General features: G+C 61.5%; 15 protein-coding genes. 6 read left to right on the plus strand and 9 right to left on the minus strand.

All coding sequences use genetic code 11. The features are described from left to right. The first annotated feature begins 96 nt into the window (after positions 1-96). Entirely contained in the window at positions 97-417 is a 321-nt protein-coding gene (locus tag ABIA90_RS16525; RefSeq protein ID WP_063986338.1) for a DUF3551 domain-containing protein, read from the plus strand. Position 418: 1 nt separating this feature from the next. Then, positions 419-673, plus strand: coding sequence for a DUF3551 domain-containing protein (locus ABIA90_RS16530; RefSeq protein ID WP_354118061.1), 255 nt, complete (start codon positions 419-421; stop codon positions 671-673). 89 nt (positions 674-762) lie between these two features. Here ABIA90_RS16530 and ABIA90_RS16535 read toward each other — a convergent pair whose 3' ends face one another. The 4 genes from ABIA90_RS16535 to ABIA90_RS16550 all read right to left on the minus strand — a co-directional run bounded on the left by ABIA90_RS16535 (position 763) and on the right by ABIA90_RS16550 (position 4,886). After that, entirely contained in the window at positions 763-1,413 is a 651-nt protein-coding gene (locus ABIA90_RS16535) for a hypothetical protein (RefSeq protein WP_354118060.1), read from the minus strand. Positions 1,414-1,442: 29 nt separating this feature from the next. Further along, positions 1,443-2,003: a papain-like cysteine protease family protein gene (locus tag ABIA90_RS16540; RefSeq protein WP_354118059.1), complete on the minus strand. Its 561-nt coding sequence runs from the start codon at positions 2,001-2,003 to the stop codon at positions 1,443-1,445. 113 nt (positions 2,004-2,116) lie between these two features. Beyond that, the gene (locus ABIA90_RS16545; RefSeq protein ID WP_155795172.1) at positions 2,117-2,959 is read right to left on the minus strand and encodes a phosphatase PAP2 family protein; all 843 of its coding nucleotides are present in this window, start codon (positions 2,957-2,959) and stop codon (positions 2,117-2,119) included. A gap of 49 nt (positions 2,960-3,008) precedes the next feature. Then, positions 3,009-4,886 (minus strand): adenylate/guanylate cyclase domain-containing protein, encoded by a 1,878-nt coding sequence (locus tag ABIA90_RS16550; protein WP_135213824.1) that lies wholly within the window; start codon positions 4,884-4,886, stop codon positions 3,009-3,011. A gap of 665 nt (positions 4,887-5,551) precedes the next feature. Between ABIA90_RS16550 and ABIA90_RS16555 the strand changes: the two genes are divergently transcribed. After that, positions 5,552-6,859 (plus strand): MFS transporter, encoded by a 1,308-nt coding sequence (locus ABIA90_RS16555; protein ID WP_354118058.1) that lies wholly within the window; start codon positions 5,552-5,554, stop codon positions 6,857-6,859. A 7-nt stretch (positions 6,860-6,866) separates the two neighbouring features. On the opposite strand, the gene ABIA90_RS16560 is transcribed toward ABIA90_RS16555, so the two are convergent. Then, complete coding sequence (locus ABIA90_RS16560) at positions 6,867-7,505, minus strand: HD domain-containing protein (protein WP_354118057.1); 639 nt, start codon at positions 7,503-7,505, stop codon at positions 6,867-6,869. Positions 7,506-7,555: 50 nt separating this feature from the next. Continuing rightward, positions 7,556-8,017 (minus strand): carboxymuconolactone decarboxylase family protein, encoded by a 462-nt coding sequence (locus ABIA90_RS16565; RefSeq protein WP_354118056.1) that lies wholly within the window; start codon positions 8,015-8,017, stop codon positions 7,556-7,558. Between the two features lie 109 nt (positions 8,018-8,126). Between ABIA90_RS16565 and pdxR the strand changes: the two genes are divergently transcribed. Both pdxR and ABIA90_RS16575 read left to right on the plus strand, forming a co-directional pair. Continuing rightward, entirely contained in the window at positions 8,127-9,536 is a 1,410-nt protein-coding gene (gene pdxR / locus ABIA90_RS16570; RefSeq protein ID WP_354118055.1) for a MocR-like pyridoxine biosynthesis transcription factor PdxR, read from the plus strand. A gap of 138 nt (positions 9,537-9,674) precedes the next feature. Then, positions 9,675-10,946: a hypothetical protein gene (locus ABIA90_RS16575; protein WP_354118054.1), complete on the plus strand. Its 1,272-nt coding sequence runs from the start codon at positions 9,675-9,677 to the stop codon at positions 10,944-10,946. A gap of 51 nt (positions 10,947-10,997) precedes the next feature. Here the strand turns inward: ABIA90_RS16575 and ABIA90_RS16580 are convergent, their stop codons facing one another. Then, positions 10,998-12,611, minus strand: coding sequence for a winged helix-turn-helix domain-containing protein (locus ABIA90_RS16580; protein WP_354118053.1), 1,614 nt, complete (start codon positions 12,609-12,611; stop codon positions 10,998-11,000). Between the two features lie 286 nt (positions 12,612-12,897). Here ABIA90_RS16580 and ABIA90_RS16585 point away from each other — a divergent pair, with 286 nt between their 5' ends. After that, positions 12,898-13,899, plus strand: a complete 1,002-nt coding sequence (locus ABIA90_RS16585; protein ID WP_354118052.1) for a Bug family tripartite tricarboxylate transporter substrate binding protein — start codon at positions 12,898-12,900, stop codon at positions 13,897-13,899. A 327-nt stretch (positions 13,900-14,226) separates the two neighbouring features. On the opposite strand, the gene ABIA90_RS16590 is transcribed toward ABIA90_RS16585, so the two are convergent. After that, positions 14,227-14,820: a DUF6647 family protein gene (locus ABIA90_RS16590; RefSeq protein WP_354118051.1), complete on the minus strand. Its 594-nt coding sequence runs from the start codon at positions 14,818-14,820 to the stop codon at positions 14,227-14,229. A 435-nt stretch (positions 14,821-15,255) separates the two neighbouring features. Next, positions 15,256-15,717 (minus strand): YybH family protein, encoded by a 462-nt coding sequence (locus ABIA90_RS16595; RefSeq protein ID WP_247305030.1) that lies wholly within the window; start codon positions 15,715-15,717, stop codon positions 15,256-15,258. Positions 15,718-15,906 lie beyond the last annotated feature (189 nt).

Below are 15,906 nucleotides of genomic sequence, written 5' to 3' on the forward strand. Positions count from 1 at the left end.
AAGGGTTTTCATGAGTTCCAATGTCGACTACACGACGTATGTTGCATCTGTGCCTGGACACCTGATGCACGCACGATTGTGTGATTGGAGATTGAGATGCGCAGACAGATTGCCCTCCCCATTGTCGCCACATTTTCGCTCGCAATCGCCACATTCGCGCTCACGCTGAGTGCAAGCACGCCCGCACGCGCATTCGGCACGCATCACGCGTTCTGCCTGACCGGCCAGGAATGGCCGGGGCTGAGCAATTGCACGTTCGACAGTTACGCACAGTGTCAGGCAAGCTCGTCGGGCCGCGCGCTGACCTGCATCGCGAATCCGTATTTCACGGGCCAGAGCGACGATCCCTACGCCTATCAGAATCGTCCGCGCGCGCAGACACCGGGCTATTCACCCGGCTACTACCCGCCGCGCTGAGATGCGCCGCGCCCGCTTCGCGCTCGTCGCCATCGGCCTGCTCTTCTCGGGCGTGCTAGCGGACGCGCAGACCTACGACCCCAGCTATCCCGTCTGCATGCAGATCTACGGCCCTGTCGGCTATTTCGACTGCCGCTACACTTCGCTCGAGCAGTGCAAATTTCTCGCCGTCGGTCGCTCCGCGAGCTGCACCGTGAATCCGTACTTTGCGGAGAAGAGGTCAAAGGCTCCCCGGCGGCCAAAGCAGGCCGACTAGGCGTGCTCCCATGCCGGGACTTGCCAACTTTGACGCCCTTGCGAGCTTAACGCACTTACGAGCTTTTCCATCGCGCCGACATGGCCCGCTCAGCCCCTCGTCGCGTATTCGGAAGATACTTTCCGAGCGAGGTCTTGCACGACAGCCAAGAACGCAGCCGACGCCATCGGCCGATACGGCTCCAAGGCCTGGTCCGAGGGCGGTAACGTCAGCAGCAGGTCCGCATCGCCATGACAATCTTGATAATCTTGCAGCCAAAGCGCTGTTACATGGACCGCCGGCACGGTGAGCAGGAAAGCCTCGAAGCGTCCTTCCCGAACTTCAGGAAGCTTCTCGGCACGACGGATCGCCTCCGACGTCGCCGCCACAAACGGCCCTTCGTTCAGGTCACCCAGTTCATACGTCGTCTCATACATCGTCGCTGCCGACTTCACGATTGTCGCAGCAGCGATCGGCTCCTGTTCCTCCCCTCCCCCATCATCAGCGGCGGTGCGCCGCTTCGCTTCAATCACAAGAAATCTCCAATTGCCTAGCTTCGCAGCCGCTCTGAGTTTGTCTGCGCGACGGATCTTGCCAAAAGCCAGATAGGCAATGCGATGCGGCAGGGAAATGAAGACCGCGTCGCGGTTGGCAGTGGAAAGCCTTGATCGCGGGAATTTCGGGTTGCCCACCCGGCTGGCCACCGCTCGCTTCACAGCTACGACCGCAGCCGCCGGAGGATCGCTGGGATGAATTGCCATCTTTTCTCTCCTTTCACGGTGGCGAGGTTCTAAACCGGGGCCTTGGTGAAGTAAGTGTCCGTCCAGACACCTTTGGCGTCCTGATAGTTTGAGCAAAATCGATCAAACTGGATCTCCGGTGTTAGGCCGAAAAGGGGATCCTCGATGACCAGGCTGTCGGTATCCTCCAGATATCCGACGATCGCGACGAAGTGCGCCGGTCCCTCCTCATCTTCGTCTCCCGACCAGACCGTGCGAACACAAATGGGTCGCCCTGCACTGATCTCCTGCTGCACCTCCGTTCGTGTCGCTCGTTGGTCGAGGGCTAACACGGCGAGGCAGCGGACTCGGTTGAGCGGTGATCCGAGAGAATGCGTCACATCGAATTCCAGGCCCGGCGTGCCGCAAGGGAAATCACAGCAATCATGCCGGTTCAATTCAAGGTCGGCGATGCGGCACTGCGTGAAAGTACTGGTCTCGTCGTAATAGCGCGAGATGCTGGAAGCGACGGCTGCCCAGCACCAATTGATGTGACACTGATGTTGCATCGTGAAATCTGGCGCCAACTGAATCCGTGTCCTTTCGATGACGGAAATTTCTTCCACACCCATTGCAATACCTCGTGGTTGAGATCGATTGGTCCAACTTCAATTCCTTGTGGCCGTGCAGAGCGCATCCTTGCAAAATCCAAGGATGCGATCTCGGCTGCGGCATTAGGCACTGTTCAATGCTCTTGTTTTGCCGCCTCGGTCACCGCATGGAAGGTGCTGCATTGCTGGAGGTACGGAAACACGGCTTCAGCAATGGCCTTCCCGGCAGCCGTGTCACTCGGGTAGTGGACGCCAGCGATCTCGCGATTCTTCCCGATCCGCGCGGCCAGCGCCCTCAGTGCACTCTTGGCACCGGGGATAATCTCTCCCAGCGCCAGTGCCATCAGGTGACTCTCCAGCGAATGTCCGCTCGGATAGGAGGCGTGCCAGGGCGACGCGACCATTGGGAAAAGCGCCGGACACACCTGTTGCGGCCGACCGCGATTGAACCTGAGCTTGTAGTAGACGGCGACCATCAGCCCAACATGATCGGCCATCTCCAGAATCTTGATCGTATTTGGATGCGCCGACGGCGAAAGCATGAGGACCTGCGCAAAATAGCCGACAAGCCTCACGTCCTGATCGACGATCTCATCTGCCAACCTCTTGCGACGATCCATCGATGCCCCAAGGAGTTCATCGATCTCCCCGAAAATGACATCGTGATCCGTTGGCGGGCCGGCGACAGTGATGGTTTGCCAATCGGTCTTGGCAAATTCGAGCAATGCGATCTGGGCAAAAAAGTCAGGGCGCCAGGCAGACAGCGGGAATGTCGCCCCGTAATTCAAGCTACCGGGCAGGACTCCGACGAAACTCTCGAAGATCGGGAAAGGACGCGGGGGAATTCCACCACCAACGTAACCGCCGCTGACTGCGCCGTTTCCGCCACCACCGCCACCACCGCCACCGCCGCCGCCGCCTCCGCCGCCTCCGCCACCGCCACCACCACCACCGCCTCCTCCTGCAACACCAGGCATTGTGCTCTCCTTCGAGGGGCTAATAATTTGAACCGGGCTCCTGGCCCCATCAATCCGGCAACCCAGCTGCTCCTAATCGCTCGACATACAAAGACCCCTGGGGCTCCTTGAACGGACAACGGCGCGCATAGTCCGATACCCTGAAGCCGGGCAGGATGTTCTTATGGTGTTGCGAAACCTGCCGCGCTTCCTCCAGGCGACCAACCGCGACGAGGCTTGCGGCGAGGACGCGCGCGGCGTTTCCAAAACGCGGGCTGAGGGTCAAAGACTTCTTCGACCAGCGAATGGCATCGTCAAACGTTCCGTTCAGATAATGATTTTGGCCGAGCAGGCAGAAATTGAAAAAGGCCTGTTGGCCAAGTGGTGAAAGCCGGATGGCGCGCTCCGCACGGGCAATTCCTGTTGAAGCATCGCCGATGAACCCGGGGGTCCCGCTCCCGAACACCCATGCCCACGAATTGCTGGGGGATATGGCAAGAGCCCGCTCACACAGGTCCAATCCGCTGTCGTAGTCACGAAAGAACATGCTCTTGCCGTGCCCCTGTATCGCGAGCGCGAGAGCATTTTGCGGGTCTCTTTCGATGGCACAATTGGACAGCCGGATCACGTCGGCCGAATCCGCATCGAAATCCGACGACCACCCCTCCGCGATCTTGAAATTGTGCCACTTCGCAGCGAACGCGTACGGCGCCGCGTATTCGGGGTCTTCCTCGCTGGCTTTCTCGAGCAGCCCTTTGGCGCGCGAGAAGCTCGCGAAATCGAATTTGTAGAGCAGCTCAAGCGCCCGCAGGAGATAGTCATACGCATTGAGGCTCTTCGGCGGCTTTCGCAGCGCCCGCTTGATCTCTGCGCGACGCACATAGGCGGCGATCTTCTCAACGACACCAATGGCGATCTCGTCCTGGACTTCGAAAACGTCCGCAAGGTCCGTGTCGTATTTCTCGGCCCACACCACGGAGCCAGTCGCAACATCGACCAGCTCGACCGAAAACCGGAATCGCTTGCCCGATCGGCGAACGTGACCGCTGACGTAGTAGCGAACGCCAAGCTTCTCGCCGATTTCGACGGGATCGATCTCGCGCTGACGAAACGGCATCGTCGACCCGCGAGACACCACCAGGAGCTCCTGAATATTACTCAGGCTAACAATGATGTCTTCGACGAAGCCTTCGGCAAAATAGCTGTCGTCGACCTCCGAAGAGCTGTTCGCAAATGGAAGAACGGCGATCGAGGGCAGTTTGGTTCGTCTCGAGGATTTGGTGGAAGCGCCGATCACCGTGCGGCGGTCCACTCCCGGCGAGAGCAGGAGAAAGGCATGAACCGGCCGCGACAGGTTCTTGAGATGAAGCTCACCCAGGTCGTCAAACTTGAATTCGCTCAGATCGGCGACTACTCGCAAAAGGGCCGACGACACCACAACGCCGCCCGCGGGAGCGACAGATTGCAAGCGTGCTGCGATATTGACGCCATGGCCGTAGACATCGTTCAGATCAAAGATGACAGGCTCCCAATGGACGCCGATGCGAAAGGCTATGCGGCGCTCGGGAGGTTGCAAGGTTTCAAGCCCGGTGACTTCACGCTGCAACTCGGAGGCGCAGCGAAGGGCATCGAGCGGGCTCTCGAACACCGCGACGAAGCCGTCGCCGGTGTTCTTCACGATCTCGCCTCGTCGACCGATCAAGGCAGGATCGATGACGCTCACGCGAAGAGCCCGATAGCGACTATGCGTCTCGACCTCAGCAGCTTCCATAAGTCTGGTATAGCTGACGACGTCCGCCACGAGGACGGCGCGGAAAGGTCTTTCGAATTCGAGGATCGTACCGACTTGGGAATTAAAGTCCTGTTCGGCAGCACCAACCAACCTCGCACCACTGTCGTTGGCGGTGTTCGGCGACGACGGGGGGACGCTCGTAGGCTCCGACTTCATTGATCCCTCAGCGGCGAATAAAGCCTCTTGCCGAGCAGAGTCTCGTCGTTGAACCAATCTGCAACACGCTAAACGCAATTCGGTTGAGGCGCTACCAAAATCACCCGAATGGCTCGGAGCGGCAGCGCCACAACAAGTCGCGGCGGAGAGTAAAAGGGGTTCTTCGGATTACCTCCTCTTGGCGATGAGCGGCTCGCACTGGAATAAGGCACCCAATCAATGCACTCTACCTTTCGAATTCCTTTTGAATTCCTTATGAATTCCTTTTGAATTTCGACAGCATTCGCGAATTCTCGCTTGCGCCGGGCCCCGAAGTGGAAGCCCTCGCGCCGGGCGCGATGGCAAAAGGTCGCGCCGACCGCCTCAACCGCCAATACACTTTGCTGCAGCTATGCAACTGGTTTGCCCTCAGGCGTGTCGCCCCCGTCTGTAGAGAGGATAGCGAAGGTCGCGGGAAGGCCGAAGCGCACCGAGGAGGCCACAGGCTCATGCGCGACGCGTCCGGATGGCGCCACACTTAAATCGGGACGCTGATATGCGGCATGCCTTGCATCGCGCCTCCGATGTTGACGCGGGCTGGCGCGGGTTTAAGTACGACGACAAATCTTGCAGGGGTGGCGACGTTCGCTGGGCTCGTTCCCGTTGCGGCCACCAATGCAGGACACATGACGACCTCGCCTCACGCGACCTCGCCCCGCGCCTCAGCGCCCCCTCACCTCGCCATCGTCCTGTTCTCGCTCGCGATGGGTGGCTTTGCGATCGGAACCACCGAATTCGCATCGATGAGCTTGCTGCCGTTCTTCGCTGCCGACCTCGGGATCGACGAGCCGGCCGCGGGGCACGCGATCAGTGCCTACGCGCTCGGCGTGGTGCTGGGCGCGCCGCTGATCGCCGTGCTTGGCGCGCGGTTCGCCCGGCGCACCCAGTTGCTGGCCCTGATGGCCGTGTTCGCGCTCGGCAACGCGCTCACCGCGCTCGCGCCGGGCTTCGGCTGGATGATCGCGGCTCGATTTCTGTCGGGATTGCCGCATGGCGCCTATTTCGGCATCGCCGCGCTGGTCGCGGCCTCGCTCGTTCCGCAACACCGCCGTTCGCAGGCGATCGGCCAAGTGATGCTCGGCCTGACCACTGCCACGATCATCGGCGTGCCCCTGGCCAATCTGATCGGCCAGGCGGTCGGCTGGCGCGCGAGTTTTGGCTTCGTGTCGGTGCTGGCGTTGATCACGGTCGTGCTGTGCGCGCTGTTCGCGCCGCGCGATGCGGCCGGCCGGTCCGACCCGCTGCGCGAGCTCGGTGCGCTCCGAAACGGCCGCATCTGGATCACGCTGGCGATCGGCGCCATCGGCTTTGGCGGCATGTTCGCCGTCTATACATATCTCGCGACGACGCTGATCGAGGTCACCAAGGTCAGCACCGCGGTCATCCCGTTCTTCCTCGCCGTGTTCGGCATCGGCGCCACGCTCGGCAATCTGTTCGTGCCGCGCTTTGCCGACCGCGCCTTGATGCCGACGGCGGGCGTCATCCTGCTGTTTGCTGCAGTCGCGCTCCTGGTGTTTCCGCTCGCCGCGGGCAATCCCTGGCTGCTCGCGGCCGACGTCTTCGCGATCGGCGCCAGCGTCTCGCTCGGCGCCGTCCTGCAGACGCGGCTCATGGACGTCGCGGGAGACGCACAAGCGCTCGCTGCTGCGCTCAATCATTCGGCGTTCAACACCGCCAACGCGCTCGGCCCGTTCCTGGGCGGCCTTGCCATTCGCGAGGGGCTGGGCTGGACCTCCACCGGTCCTGTCGGAGCCGCGCTCGCGCTTCTTGGCTTCCTGATCTGGATCGTCGCCGCGCGCGAGGCCCGAGCCGCGCCGGTCGAGGACGCCTCGAGCGACGCTGCCTTGCTGAAGGACGCTCCCGCGCGGCCGGCGCCACCGCTGGCGCCGGATGACCGAAGCCGTTCGGATGCCGTCAGGGATCCGGTGGCTTAGCGGCAGCTCAGCTTTGCCAGGGCGTGTTGCGGATGCGCGTACACACGTTCGGCTTGTGGAAGCTGGGATCGTGATCCTGGATATAGTCGAAATTGACGGTCCCGAATGTCGTCTGCGGCTTCTTCAGCGCTGAGCAGGTCTGCACCTTCAGAAACTCGTTCTTGAAATCGCCGCGCGGGAACGCAGCGATCACCTGATCGCGCTGCTCCGGCGTGTACTCGTCATATCCAACGGCCCCGACGTCCACCACAACTCCTGCCCTCGTGAGGGCGATTTCCGGTCTCATATATTCCGGAATACCGGGTGTGGTGTGCAGCGCAATCGCCTCCCAGACCAGATCGGCCTGCGGCTCGGCGATGCCGCGTGCCCGGAGAAAGTCCCGCGCGGCGTCGGCACCGTCGACCTCAAATCGCTTTGTTTCGGTGTGGTAGTGATCGACCAGGCCGAGGTCGTGAAACAGCGCCGCGACATAAAGCAACTCGGAATCGAATTTCAGCTTCTGACGCAGCCCCTTCATCGCGCCGAACACGTAGACGCGGACCGAATGGTTGAACAGCATCGCGTCTTCGTAACTGCGCACCAGCTCGGCGGCCTCGCGCGCCAGCTTGCTGTCGGGAATTTTCACGCCGGAAATCACGCTCGTCATTTTCTAACTCCTGCCTTGCATTGACGTCGGCCGATGCCGTTCGTGGCCCGTCAGGCTGTCTTCTCGACGGCGGCCTGCGGCGTCTTACGGAAGCTGATCGCCATACGATTATACGTGTTCATCAGGCCGATCGCGATGGTGAGATCGACGAGCTCGCGCTCCTCGAAGACCCCGCGCGCGGCTTCATAGGCCTGATCCGGCACGCCGGTATCCGCGACGCGGGTCACCGTTTCGGCCCATGCGAGGGCGGCGCGCTCGCGCGCGTCGAACCGATTGCCGGCTTCCTCCCACGCCTGCAGCAGAGCGAGCTTTTCGATCTTCACCCCGCTCTTGAGCAGATCGCGCATATGCATGTCGAGGCAGTAGGCGCAGTTGTTGATCTGGGATACGCGCAGATAGACGAGGTTGATCAGCGCCGCTGGAAGATTGCTCTGCATGATATAGCCGTACACGCCGCCCAGCGCTTTCACACCCGCCGGCGCGATACTGTCGTAGTCGAGACGCCCTGTCATTGTCCTGCTCCTTGATGATCGATGCCCAGCCCTTGTCTCCGCCTTAAATGCCCCTGCCATGGTCCACAAAAAAGCACCAAGAATGCACGAAAATAGTGTACCAAGGGGCATGACCAAACCGCTGCGGCTGGAACTGGATCGATCTGCGAAGACGCCGCTGGCCGAGCAGATCCATGGGGGCATCAGGGCCGCCATCGCGGACGGCGTGCTCGCACCCGGAGCGCGCCTGCCCTCCTGGCAGGACCTGGCAGCCCAGCTTGGCGTCGCGCGGGGCACCGTGCGCGCGGCCTATGAAAAGCTGTCTTCTGCCCAGCTGATCGTCGCGTCACGCGCGACTGGCACGCATGTCGCGGATCGGCCGTCCTTTCCCGTTCGCAAGGACAAGGCCCCGGCCCCCGGTTCGTTCATGGAGATGTACCAGGAGCTCACGGCGGGGCCGGCAATCTTCCAGATGGGCGTGCCTGCGCAAGAGACCTTTCCTGCGACGCTGCTCGCAAGGATGCGCGCGCAGGCGGTTCGCGCCGAAATGAGCGCGCCGGCGATCTATCCGGATCCGCGCGGCGAGCTCGACTTGCGGCGCGAGATCGCAGCCTACCTCGCGCTGGCGCGCGGGATCGCGTGCACGCCGTCGCAGATCATCATCACCAGCGGTTTCAGCGGCGGCCTCGGATTGGCGCTCCGTGTCCTCGGCCTCGAGCCAAAGACGAAGGTCTGGGTGGAGAATCCGGGCTTTCCCTTCACGCGGCACGGTCTCGCGCTTGCAAGACTGTCGATCGCGCCGATCCCGGTCGACGCTGACGGCATCGATGTCGATTACGGCCTGAAACATGCTCCCGACGCCGCGCTCGTTGTCGTGACGCCCGGACAGCAGGCGCCACTCGGATCCACATTGTCGCTGGCGAGGCGTTCGCGCCTGCTCGACTGGGCCGCCCGACGCAAGGCGTGGGTGATCGAGGATGACTATCTCAGCGAGCTTCAGCTCAAGGGCCGGGCCACGCCGGCGCTCGCCTCGCTCGATCGCGCGGGCCGCGTCATCCATATCGGCTCTTTCAGCAAGACCGTGACCCCTGCCCTGCGGCTCGGCTTTGTCGTTGCGCCGGCCGCTCTGGCGTCGCGATTTGCCGAAGCCGCGGCGTGCCTCGCGCCGGCGCCCGGGCCCGCAGTGCAGCTCGCCACCGCCGATTTCATGCGCGATGGCCATTATCTGCGGCATCTCCGGCGCACGAAGCGGGTCTACGCCGCGCAAGGCGATACATTGCTGAAACAGCTTCGGACACACACCGCCAACGTTGCGCTTGCCGGATTGGCAGCGGTCCTGCGGCTGCCGGATGGAGCGCCCGATCTCGCCATCGCCAGGGAAGCGGCATCGTTCGGGCTGACGCCGACCCCGCTGTCGCTGTGGTATGCGTCGACGGCTTCGGCGCGCCGCGGTCTGTTGCTGGGTATCGCCACATCGCCGCAAAAGCGGATCGAGGCGTCCTGCGAGAGGCTCTTCGAAATCATCGATCGTCTGACGTGACGAACGCTGTATTTCGAGACAGCGCGATGTGCCGGCCGGCGCAATAAACGCGCGTCCGCATGCCACCGAAAGTTGTAAGCGCGCCGATCATCATGTAACGTCGGCGTCTATCTTCACCGCGCGTGGCCCAGTCGTTACATGCTTGCCCGTATTTTGTTTCTCGCGGCCGTGCTGCTTCCATGCGCGCTGCACGCCGAGGAAACGCCTGCCGAAAATCCCGGATTTGCGCGCAGGCTGACGATCTATCTTGCCAAGGGGGCACCGGACGCGTGCGGGCCGGGCTGCGACCGCTGGATCGCCATCGAGGGCGAGATCGATGGGGACGCAAGCCAGCGCATTCGCCGCTTCCTGGCCGGCGTCAAGGACACCCAGCGTCCGATCTACCTTCATTCGCCCGGCGGGAACGTGGAGCAGTCCTACGTCATCGGCCGGCTGCTGCGTAGTCGCAAGGCGGTCGCGCGGGTCGGTCGGACGATCGCGACGGCGTGCGCCGCCGGCACACAGGTGGACGCCGCATGCCTGAAGACCAAGGCCGCCGGCGGCGAGGTCGAGGCGGAGCTCACGACCTACCATGCGATGTGCAACTCGGCCTGCGGTTACCTGTTTCTCGGCGCGACATCACGCGAGGTCGCTCCCGACGCCGCCCTGGCAGTCCATAACTCCAGGCTGGTCCTCGTCTTTCACGGGCAACCGGCGCCGCAGGCGGTCGCGGAATACAGGCAGCGCCGGATCGCGAACGCCGACCGCGACCGCGCTGCGTTCATCGCGGCGATGGGGATCAGCCGCGAGCTCGACGGTCTCATCCGGACCGTGAAGTTCGAAAGCCTGCATATGCTGACGCGAGCCGAGCTCTATCGTTTCGGAATCGACACGCGACCGTTTGCCGAGGGAATGTGGAGGCTAGAGAAGGCAACGCGGCCGTTCATCAGCAAGATCGCGGTGATGAAGAAGGAGAGCGGCTCTTCGTTCGGGACGATGGAATGGCGCATGTTTTGCGAAACCAGGGATCGCGTGCCGCTGCTGTTCGCGGGCGAGATCGACGAGGCGAGCGTCGGCAAAAGTACGATCATGATGACGGCGGACGCCGACAAGGACCAGGAGGCCGGAGGTTTTCCGGTGCGAGCCGCGAAGTACGAGATGTGGAGCGGCAGCATCGACCCTGACATGGTCAAGGCGATCATGGCGTCCCGCTCCCTCCATGTCCGGCGGACCACGCCGATGCCGGACGAAAAGGTGGATGTCGCGAAATTCGACATCGACCTGACTGGCCTGGCGTCAATGCGGGCTCAGCTTGCGGCGGCGTGCTCGTCGGTCGCGGCCAAGCCGAACGGTCCCTGGCCAGCGAGCCCTGGGCCAGCAATTCCGCTGCCGAACGTCACCGCGCCGCCCTCGGCCGTGCCGTCGCCGTAAGTGCAGGAGCGCCCGGTCCTTGTTGGGCGCGCACCGGCAACCTCCTGCCGTTCATCCCTCCGGCACCCCGGCCATGCGCATGCCCTCATACACACGCTCGCGCCCGGCGAGATAAGCCGGATGGTCGCTCGTCACGCGGGCCCGGTAGCGGCGGAGAGTGAAGGTCGGATTGAGCACAAGGCCGGCCTGTGCGGCGGCCCGCGCCTCGTCCGGTGAGCCGAGCAGCGACAGCGCAGCGGCGAGATAGTAGTGCGGGAGGGGATGATTTCGGTTGGCCTCGATGCTCCGGCGCAGCCAGGCAACCGCTTCCACGTCAGCGCCGAGAAACAATTTGGCGAGACCGACAAACATGAACCACCGGTAGGCGTAGGTATCGCGAGGAGAGAGGCGAAGCGCCTCGTGGATATGGGCCTCGGTCTCCTCACTGCGACCGAGAAAAAACTTGGCGAGACCGATGAAGGCATGAGCGTCGGCCAAATTGTGATCCAGTGCCAGCGCCCGCTCGCATTCAGCGATGGCTCGGGCCGGGTTGGTAAATGATTGGACGAAGCCCAGGACGCTATGAGCCCGGGCATGGTTTGGCGCAAGGGACAGAGCCCTGGTTGAGGCTGCCTCGGCCGCCGCAAAGTGCGCTTTCCAGTCGTCGGTGACAAGATTGGCCCCAGTCGCCGCTTCAACCCGCGCCGAGCCGACCAGCGCCTCGATATTGTCGGGATCGAGTGCCAGGGCGCGGTCGAAAAAGGCCTGCGCTTGCGTCGTGTATTGCGCGGTCGTCCCATTGTTCTCGTAAGCCCAGCCCTGGAAGTACAGGTCCATTGCATCGGGATGGGTTGAACGTTCCGCCCGCCGCGCTTCAACCTGAATGAGCTGGGCATTTAGCGTGTTTGCCAGGCGCGATACGATCTCGTCCTGCATGTCGAACAGGTCGGCGACGGGTTTCTCGAACCTCTCGGCCCATAGGTGATTGCCGGTTTCGGCATCGATCAGCTGAACATTCACCCGAAGCCGATTGCCGCCTCGCTGCACAGAACCTTCGAGCACATAGCGGACGTTCAACTCGCGTCCGACTTGCTTTACATCGACGGCTTTGCCCTTGAAGGTGAAAGCGGTGTTACGCGCGATCACGAATGAGCCACTGATGCGCGAAAGGTCCGTGGTCAGGCTGTCGGTCACGCCATCAACGAAATAGTCCTGCTCGGGATCGCCTCCGAAGTTCGCGAACGGCAGTACGACGATGGAAAGGCGTGGCGCAGGAATCGACATCGCAACTGTCGCGGCATCGGACCGATCTGGATCAGCGGTACCCTGAAACTGTTCACCGGAATCGGCTGTGGGCGCCGCGTCTGCGGGCCTCTGCACTTCCTGCACCGTTCCAACGAAACGGAAGCCTTTGCGTTGCAGAGTTTTGATGAGACGCTGTTTTTCGCCGGAATCGCCAATCACACTCCGAGCGACGTTCAGCCGCGTTGTCAATGCTGCATCGGACACGACACGGCCGTTCCAGACGGTCTTGATGAGGTCGTCCTTGCTTACGACCCGTTCCCTGTTGCGGATCAGGTAATCGAGCAGATCGAACACCTGTGGCGCAACGGAGACCACATGCGCCCCGCGGTAAAGCTCGCGAAGGTCGGTGTCGAATGCGTACTCGTCGAAGAGATACCGCAAGCTGGCAATTCCCTGGGTGGCTTCCCCCGTCGGTCTCTCGCGCCGGTTGCAGCGCAAGAATAAGCCGGCGGTGAAGAGAATGTAAGCAGAATGTCAAGAGCGCCCGCCCATGGCCTGCTACCATCCTCAGGACGGCACAATTTGCTCAGGAAGCAATCCATGAGCACGACCAACGGCTTGCCGTACCGCGCAGCAGTGCCCCGAGCAGCGGCTCAGGATTCAACGTAGGGCCGTCCGCTTGAAGGACTGGCAGCAACGCCACGACGCGCGTCCTCGGAATACAAACATGATGGAGACCGTGATGGCATTGAAGATCACGCGCCGCGCCTTCATCGCAACCGGCGCAGCCACCATCGCTTTGTCGTATCATGATAGCGGGTGGACGCAGACCTGGCCCTCCCGGCCGATCAAGATTGTTTGCGCCTATCCCGCCGGCGGACTTGCGGACACCCTCGCGCGCGTCTACGGCGAATACCTCTCCCAGAAGCTCGGCCAGCCGGTGATAGTTGAGAATAAGGCGGGTGCCAGCGGTTCGATCGCTGCAGCAGCCGTGAAGCAATCGCCACCGGACGGTTACACGTTACTCCTCGCCATCACCGCAACTCTGGTGCAAAGCCGGGTGCTATTTAAGACTTTGCCATACGACGCCGACAGGGACTTCGCGCTCATTTCCAGCATGTCGGCAGGATATCTGCCATTGGTCGCCTATAAGGCGACCAACGCCACCAATTTAAAGGAGTTCGTCGAATACGCCCGCAGGAACGTGACGAACGTCGGGACCTTCGGCGCAGGCTCCTACCCTCATATCGTCGTTGCAGAGCTCAACAAGCAGTACGGGCTGCAGATGAAAGCCGTGCACTACCGCGGCGAAGCGCCGATGTGGCAGGACCTCGCGGCCGGCGTGCTCCAGGCGGCGATGGGGAGTTACGCCAATGCCGTCAACGCGCTGGAATCCGGAGTTGGGAGGGCAATCGCCGTGCAGACGAGGACGCGGAGCAGAAAGCTTCCCGACGTTCCCACATTCTTCGAGCAGGGTGCCGAGTCCGAGCTCTTTGCTATGACCGGTTACGTCTTTCTTGCCGGTCCCATCGGCATGCCGCAGGACATCGTGGAGCGTGTTTCCGGCCTGATGGTAGAAGCCGGCAAGACCAACAAGATACAGAAGCTGCTCGACTCGTACGGCATCGATGAGTCCGCTCAAGGACATGTCGCGTTCAGAAAGCTGTACGACAGCGAAACGCCTCCTTTGTTGGCTGCCGTGAAGGCATTGGGGCTGACGCCTGAATAGCGTGCGGATGCCGGCGCCCGTCCGCCTTGCAGATCGCCGCTGGCCACGAGCGGACCTGTGCGCCACCGGCTGAATGGATGAACCCGTCACCTTAGGAGAACTCAGGGAACAAGCACCGCTGGCATTGGTCCTGTTGGCAGCGGTACAAACTGATTCTGCTGCCCCGGAGCCATCGCCAGGATTGCCAATGCAATTGCGAGGACCGCCACGAGTCTGGCCATCAATCAAATCCGCTGAAGATCTTGTTGGTACGTACGAGATGATCTTGGCTCTGCGCTCCTTTGGAAAGGCAATCGTTCGACAGCGACTGGGATCGACCGGTCACACTCAATACATGCATGCTGAAGTAATCAGCACCGTGAACATGTCGACGTCGAACTCGTTCTCCAAGCTAAGTCCGAACCGCTCCAGCCATTTATCCTGAGCCAGGTAGGCCAACTTCTCTCGCGCCTGTGGGCAAACAAATTTGAGCCTTCCAACATTCTGAAGGTGATGGACCATTTCGTGTACCAGGACCGATTGGTCGGTCGGCGAAGTGCCGCCCCAATCATCAGGAAGCAGGATCGTTCTCGTCTCGTTGTCGTAAAGTGCAACGACCTCGCGCTGAGCCAGTTGCCCATCGCTTTCCATGAAGCCTTGCGAAGAAGTACGGTCCCTTGCACGCAACCTCGCAAGCTCCATCTTCGACGCAAATTCAATGACGGGACGCTGCTTGATGGCAGGCAGGTCGAAATTCGATGAGAGCCAAGTCACAATGTCATCCAACAGGGCTTCCGCAAGTTGAGCTGCATCAGGATGCAACGAAACCGAACGCGACTCGGCGGACGCGCCGCGCTCCAAAGCATATTCGCAATCGGCTTTAGAGGATGTGGCTAACGTTAGGGAGGCTATCGCCGCGACCAAGAGGAATTGCTTGAACATGACCCTCTCCTCAGAGGCTGTTCGAAAAACACTCTTCAAAACATCAGTCGGCAGTAGAATGGCTGGAACATAGCATTTACCTGGCCACGTCGTTGTGAACCCATTCACACCCAGAGAACTCACAACGCCGCCGGTCACCGAACATGCTGGCGAGCGGCGTGCCTCCGGGATACCGGCCGGCCGTTCAGCAGACGACAGAAACCACGTCGCTAGTGCGTGGTAGCGGACGTGAGCGCCGGGGCAAACCGTTCAGAAGACGTTGCTGCCTTCGGCATCCCGAACTACAGCAATCGAGGCCGTGCGCGCTGGACACTCGTCGTTGCCAGCACTGACGCGACTGAAAGCAACGCGAGGTTTGCGTGCAAAATGGCCATCGTTGACTTCCTTTGAGGTGGTGCAGAGAACGATTGCGGGCAGAGAAGGCTATGCCTTGAGTTACTTTGCGGCCTGCTGCGGCTGGGGCGGCGGCGGTTTGGGGACCGACGTCAGCATGCGAATCTTCCATTGCCCGTCCTCACGAACATCGAGAGCGGTCCAAACAACGGTGAAGTCTATGGGAGCGCCCGTCTCGCTGTTGCCGGTAACGCGAGATTCGCCGGTGACCAGAGCCATGCTTTCTGACAATGACTGAACCTCGGTCGTCTTGACCTCGAGGCGACTAACTCCCGCCTTGAAAGCGTTCTCATAGTATCTGGCATTGTCCACGACGCCGTCTTCCGTCACACGCATATAGTTCTTGGTGTAAAGCGAAGTAATCCCGGCAGCGTCCTTGTTGCTGAAGTACTGCTCGTATGCTGAACCTATCTTTCCAAGTTCTTCCTTGAGATTTTGATCTGACGCAGTCGCAGGAATTGCCGATAGTAACAGCGAGATACATACAGCTCCGAATCCGCGCATGATGTCACTCCCTACTGTTGACGCCGCTCCAGACGAAACTTGAGACGAGGCCTGCCTCCATCCCCGTGAACTCCCGACGCCGCTGCATTTGAGCCGGTAGCCTCGTTGTTCTCCATGGACAGGAAGTCTCCCTTGATCTGACGCAAGGAACTTTCTCCGCAGTCAGCGCTGCTCGAAACTTGGTTGTTC

The organism is Bradyrhizobium sp. LA6.8 (genome assembly GCF_040547935.1).
Taxonomy (GTDB): domain Bacteria; phylum Pseudomonadota; class Alphaproteobacteria; order Rhizobiales; family Xanthobacteraceae; genus Bradyrhizobium; species Bradyrhizobium barranii.

Coding starts and splice junctions, on each gene's coding strand:
- ABIA90_RS16560 (WP_354118057.1), bottom strand. CDS start 7,505: ATGACGAGCGTGATTTCCGGCGTGAAAATTCCCGACAGCAAGCTGGCG.
- ABIA90_RS16555 (WP_354118058.1), top strand. CDS start 5,552: ATGACGACCTCGCCTCACGCGACCTCGCCCCGCGCCTCAGCGCCCCCT.
- ABIA90_RS16535 (WP_354118060.1), bottom strand. CDS start 1,413: ATGGCAATTCATCCCAGCGATCCTCCGGCGGCTGCGGTCGTAGCTGTG.
- ABIA90_RS16530 (WP_354118061.1), top strand. CDS start 419: ATGCGCCGCGCCCGCTTCGCGCTCGTCGCCATCGGCCTGCTCTTCTCG.
- ABIA90_RS16545 (WP_155795172.1), bottom strand. CDS start 2,959: ATGCCTGGTGTTGCAGGAGGAGGCGGTGGTGGTGGTGGCGGTGGCGGA.
- pdxR (WP_354118055.1), top strand. CDS start 8,127: ATGACCAAACCGCTGCGGCTGGAACTGGATCGATCTGCGAAGACGCCG.
- ABIA90_RS16575 (WP_354118054.1), top strand. CDS start 9,675: ATGCTTGCCCGTATTTTGTTTCTCGCGGCCGTGCTGCTTCCATGCGCG.
- ABIA90_RS16585 (WP_354118052.1), top strand. CDS start 12,898: ATGATGGAGACCGTGATGGCATTGAAGATCACGCGCCGCGCCTTCATC.
- ABIA90_RS16595 (WP_247305030.1), bottom strand. CDS start 15,717: ATGCGCGGATTCGGAGCTGTATGTATCTCGCTGTTACTATCGGCAATT.
- ABIA90_RS16550 (WP_135213824.1), bottom strand. CDS start 4,886: ATGAAGTCGGAGCCTACGAGCGTCCCCCCGTCGTCGCCGAACACCGCC.
- ABIA90_RS16525 (WP_063986338.1), top strand. CDS start 97: ATGCGCAGACAGATTGCCCTCCCCATTGTCGCCACATTTTCGCTCGCA.
- ABIA90_RS16590 (WP_354118051.1), bottom strand. CDS start 14,820: ATGTTCAAGCAATTCCTCTTGGTCGCGGCGATAGCCTCCCTAACGTTA.
- ABIA90_RS16565 (WP_354118056.1), bottom strand. CDS start 8,017: ATGACAGGGCGTCTCGACTACGACAGTATCGCGCCGGCGGGTGTGAAA.
- ABIA90_RS16540 (WP_354118059.1), bottom strand. CDS start 2,003: ATGGGTGTGGAAGAAATTTCCGTCATCGAAAGGACACGGATTCAGTTG.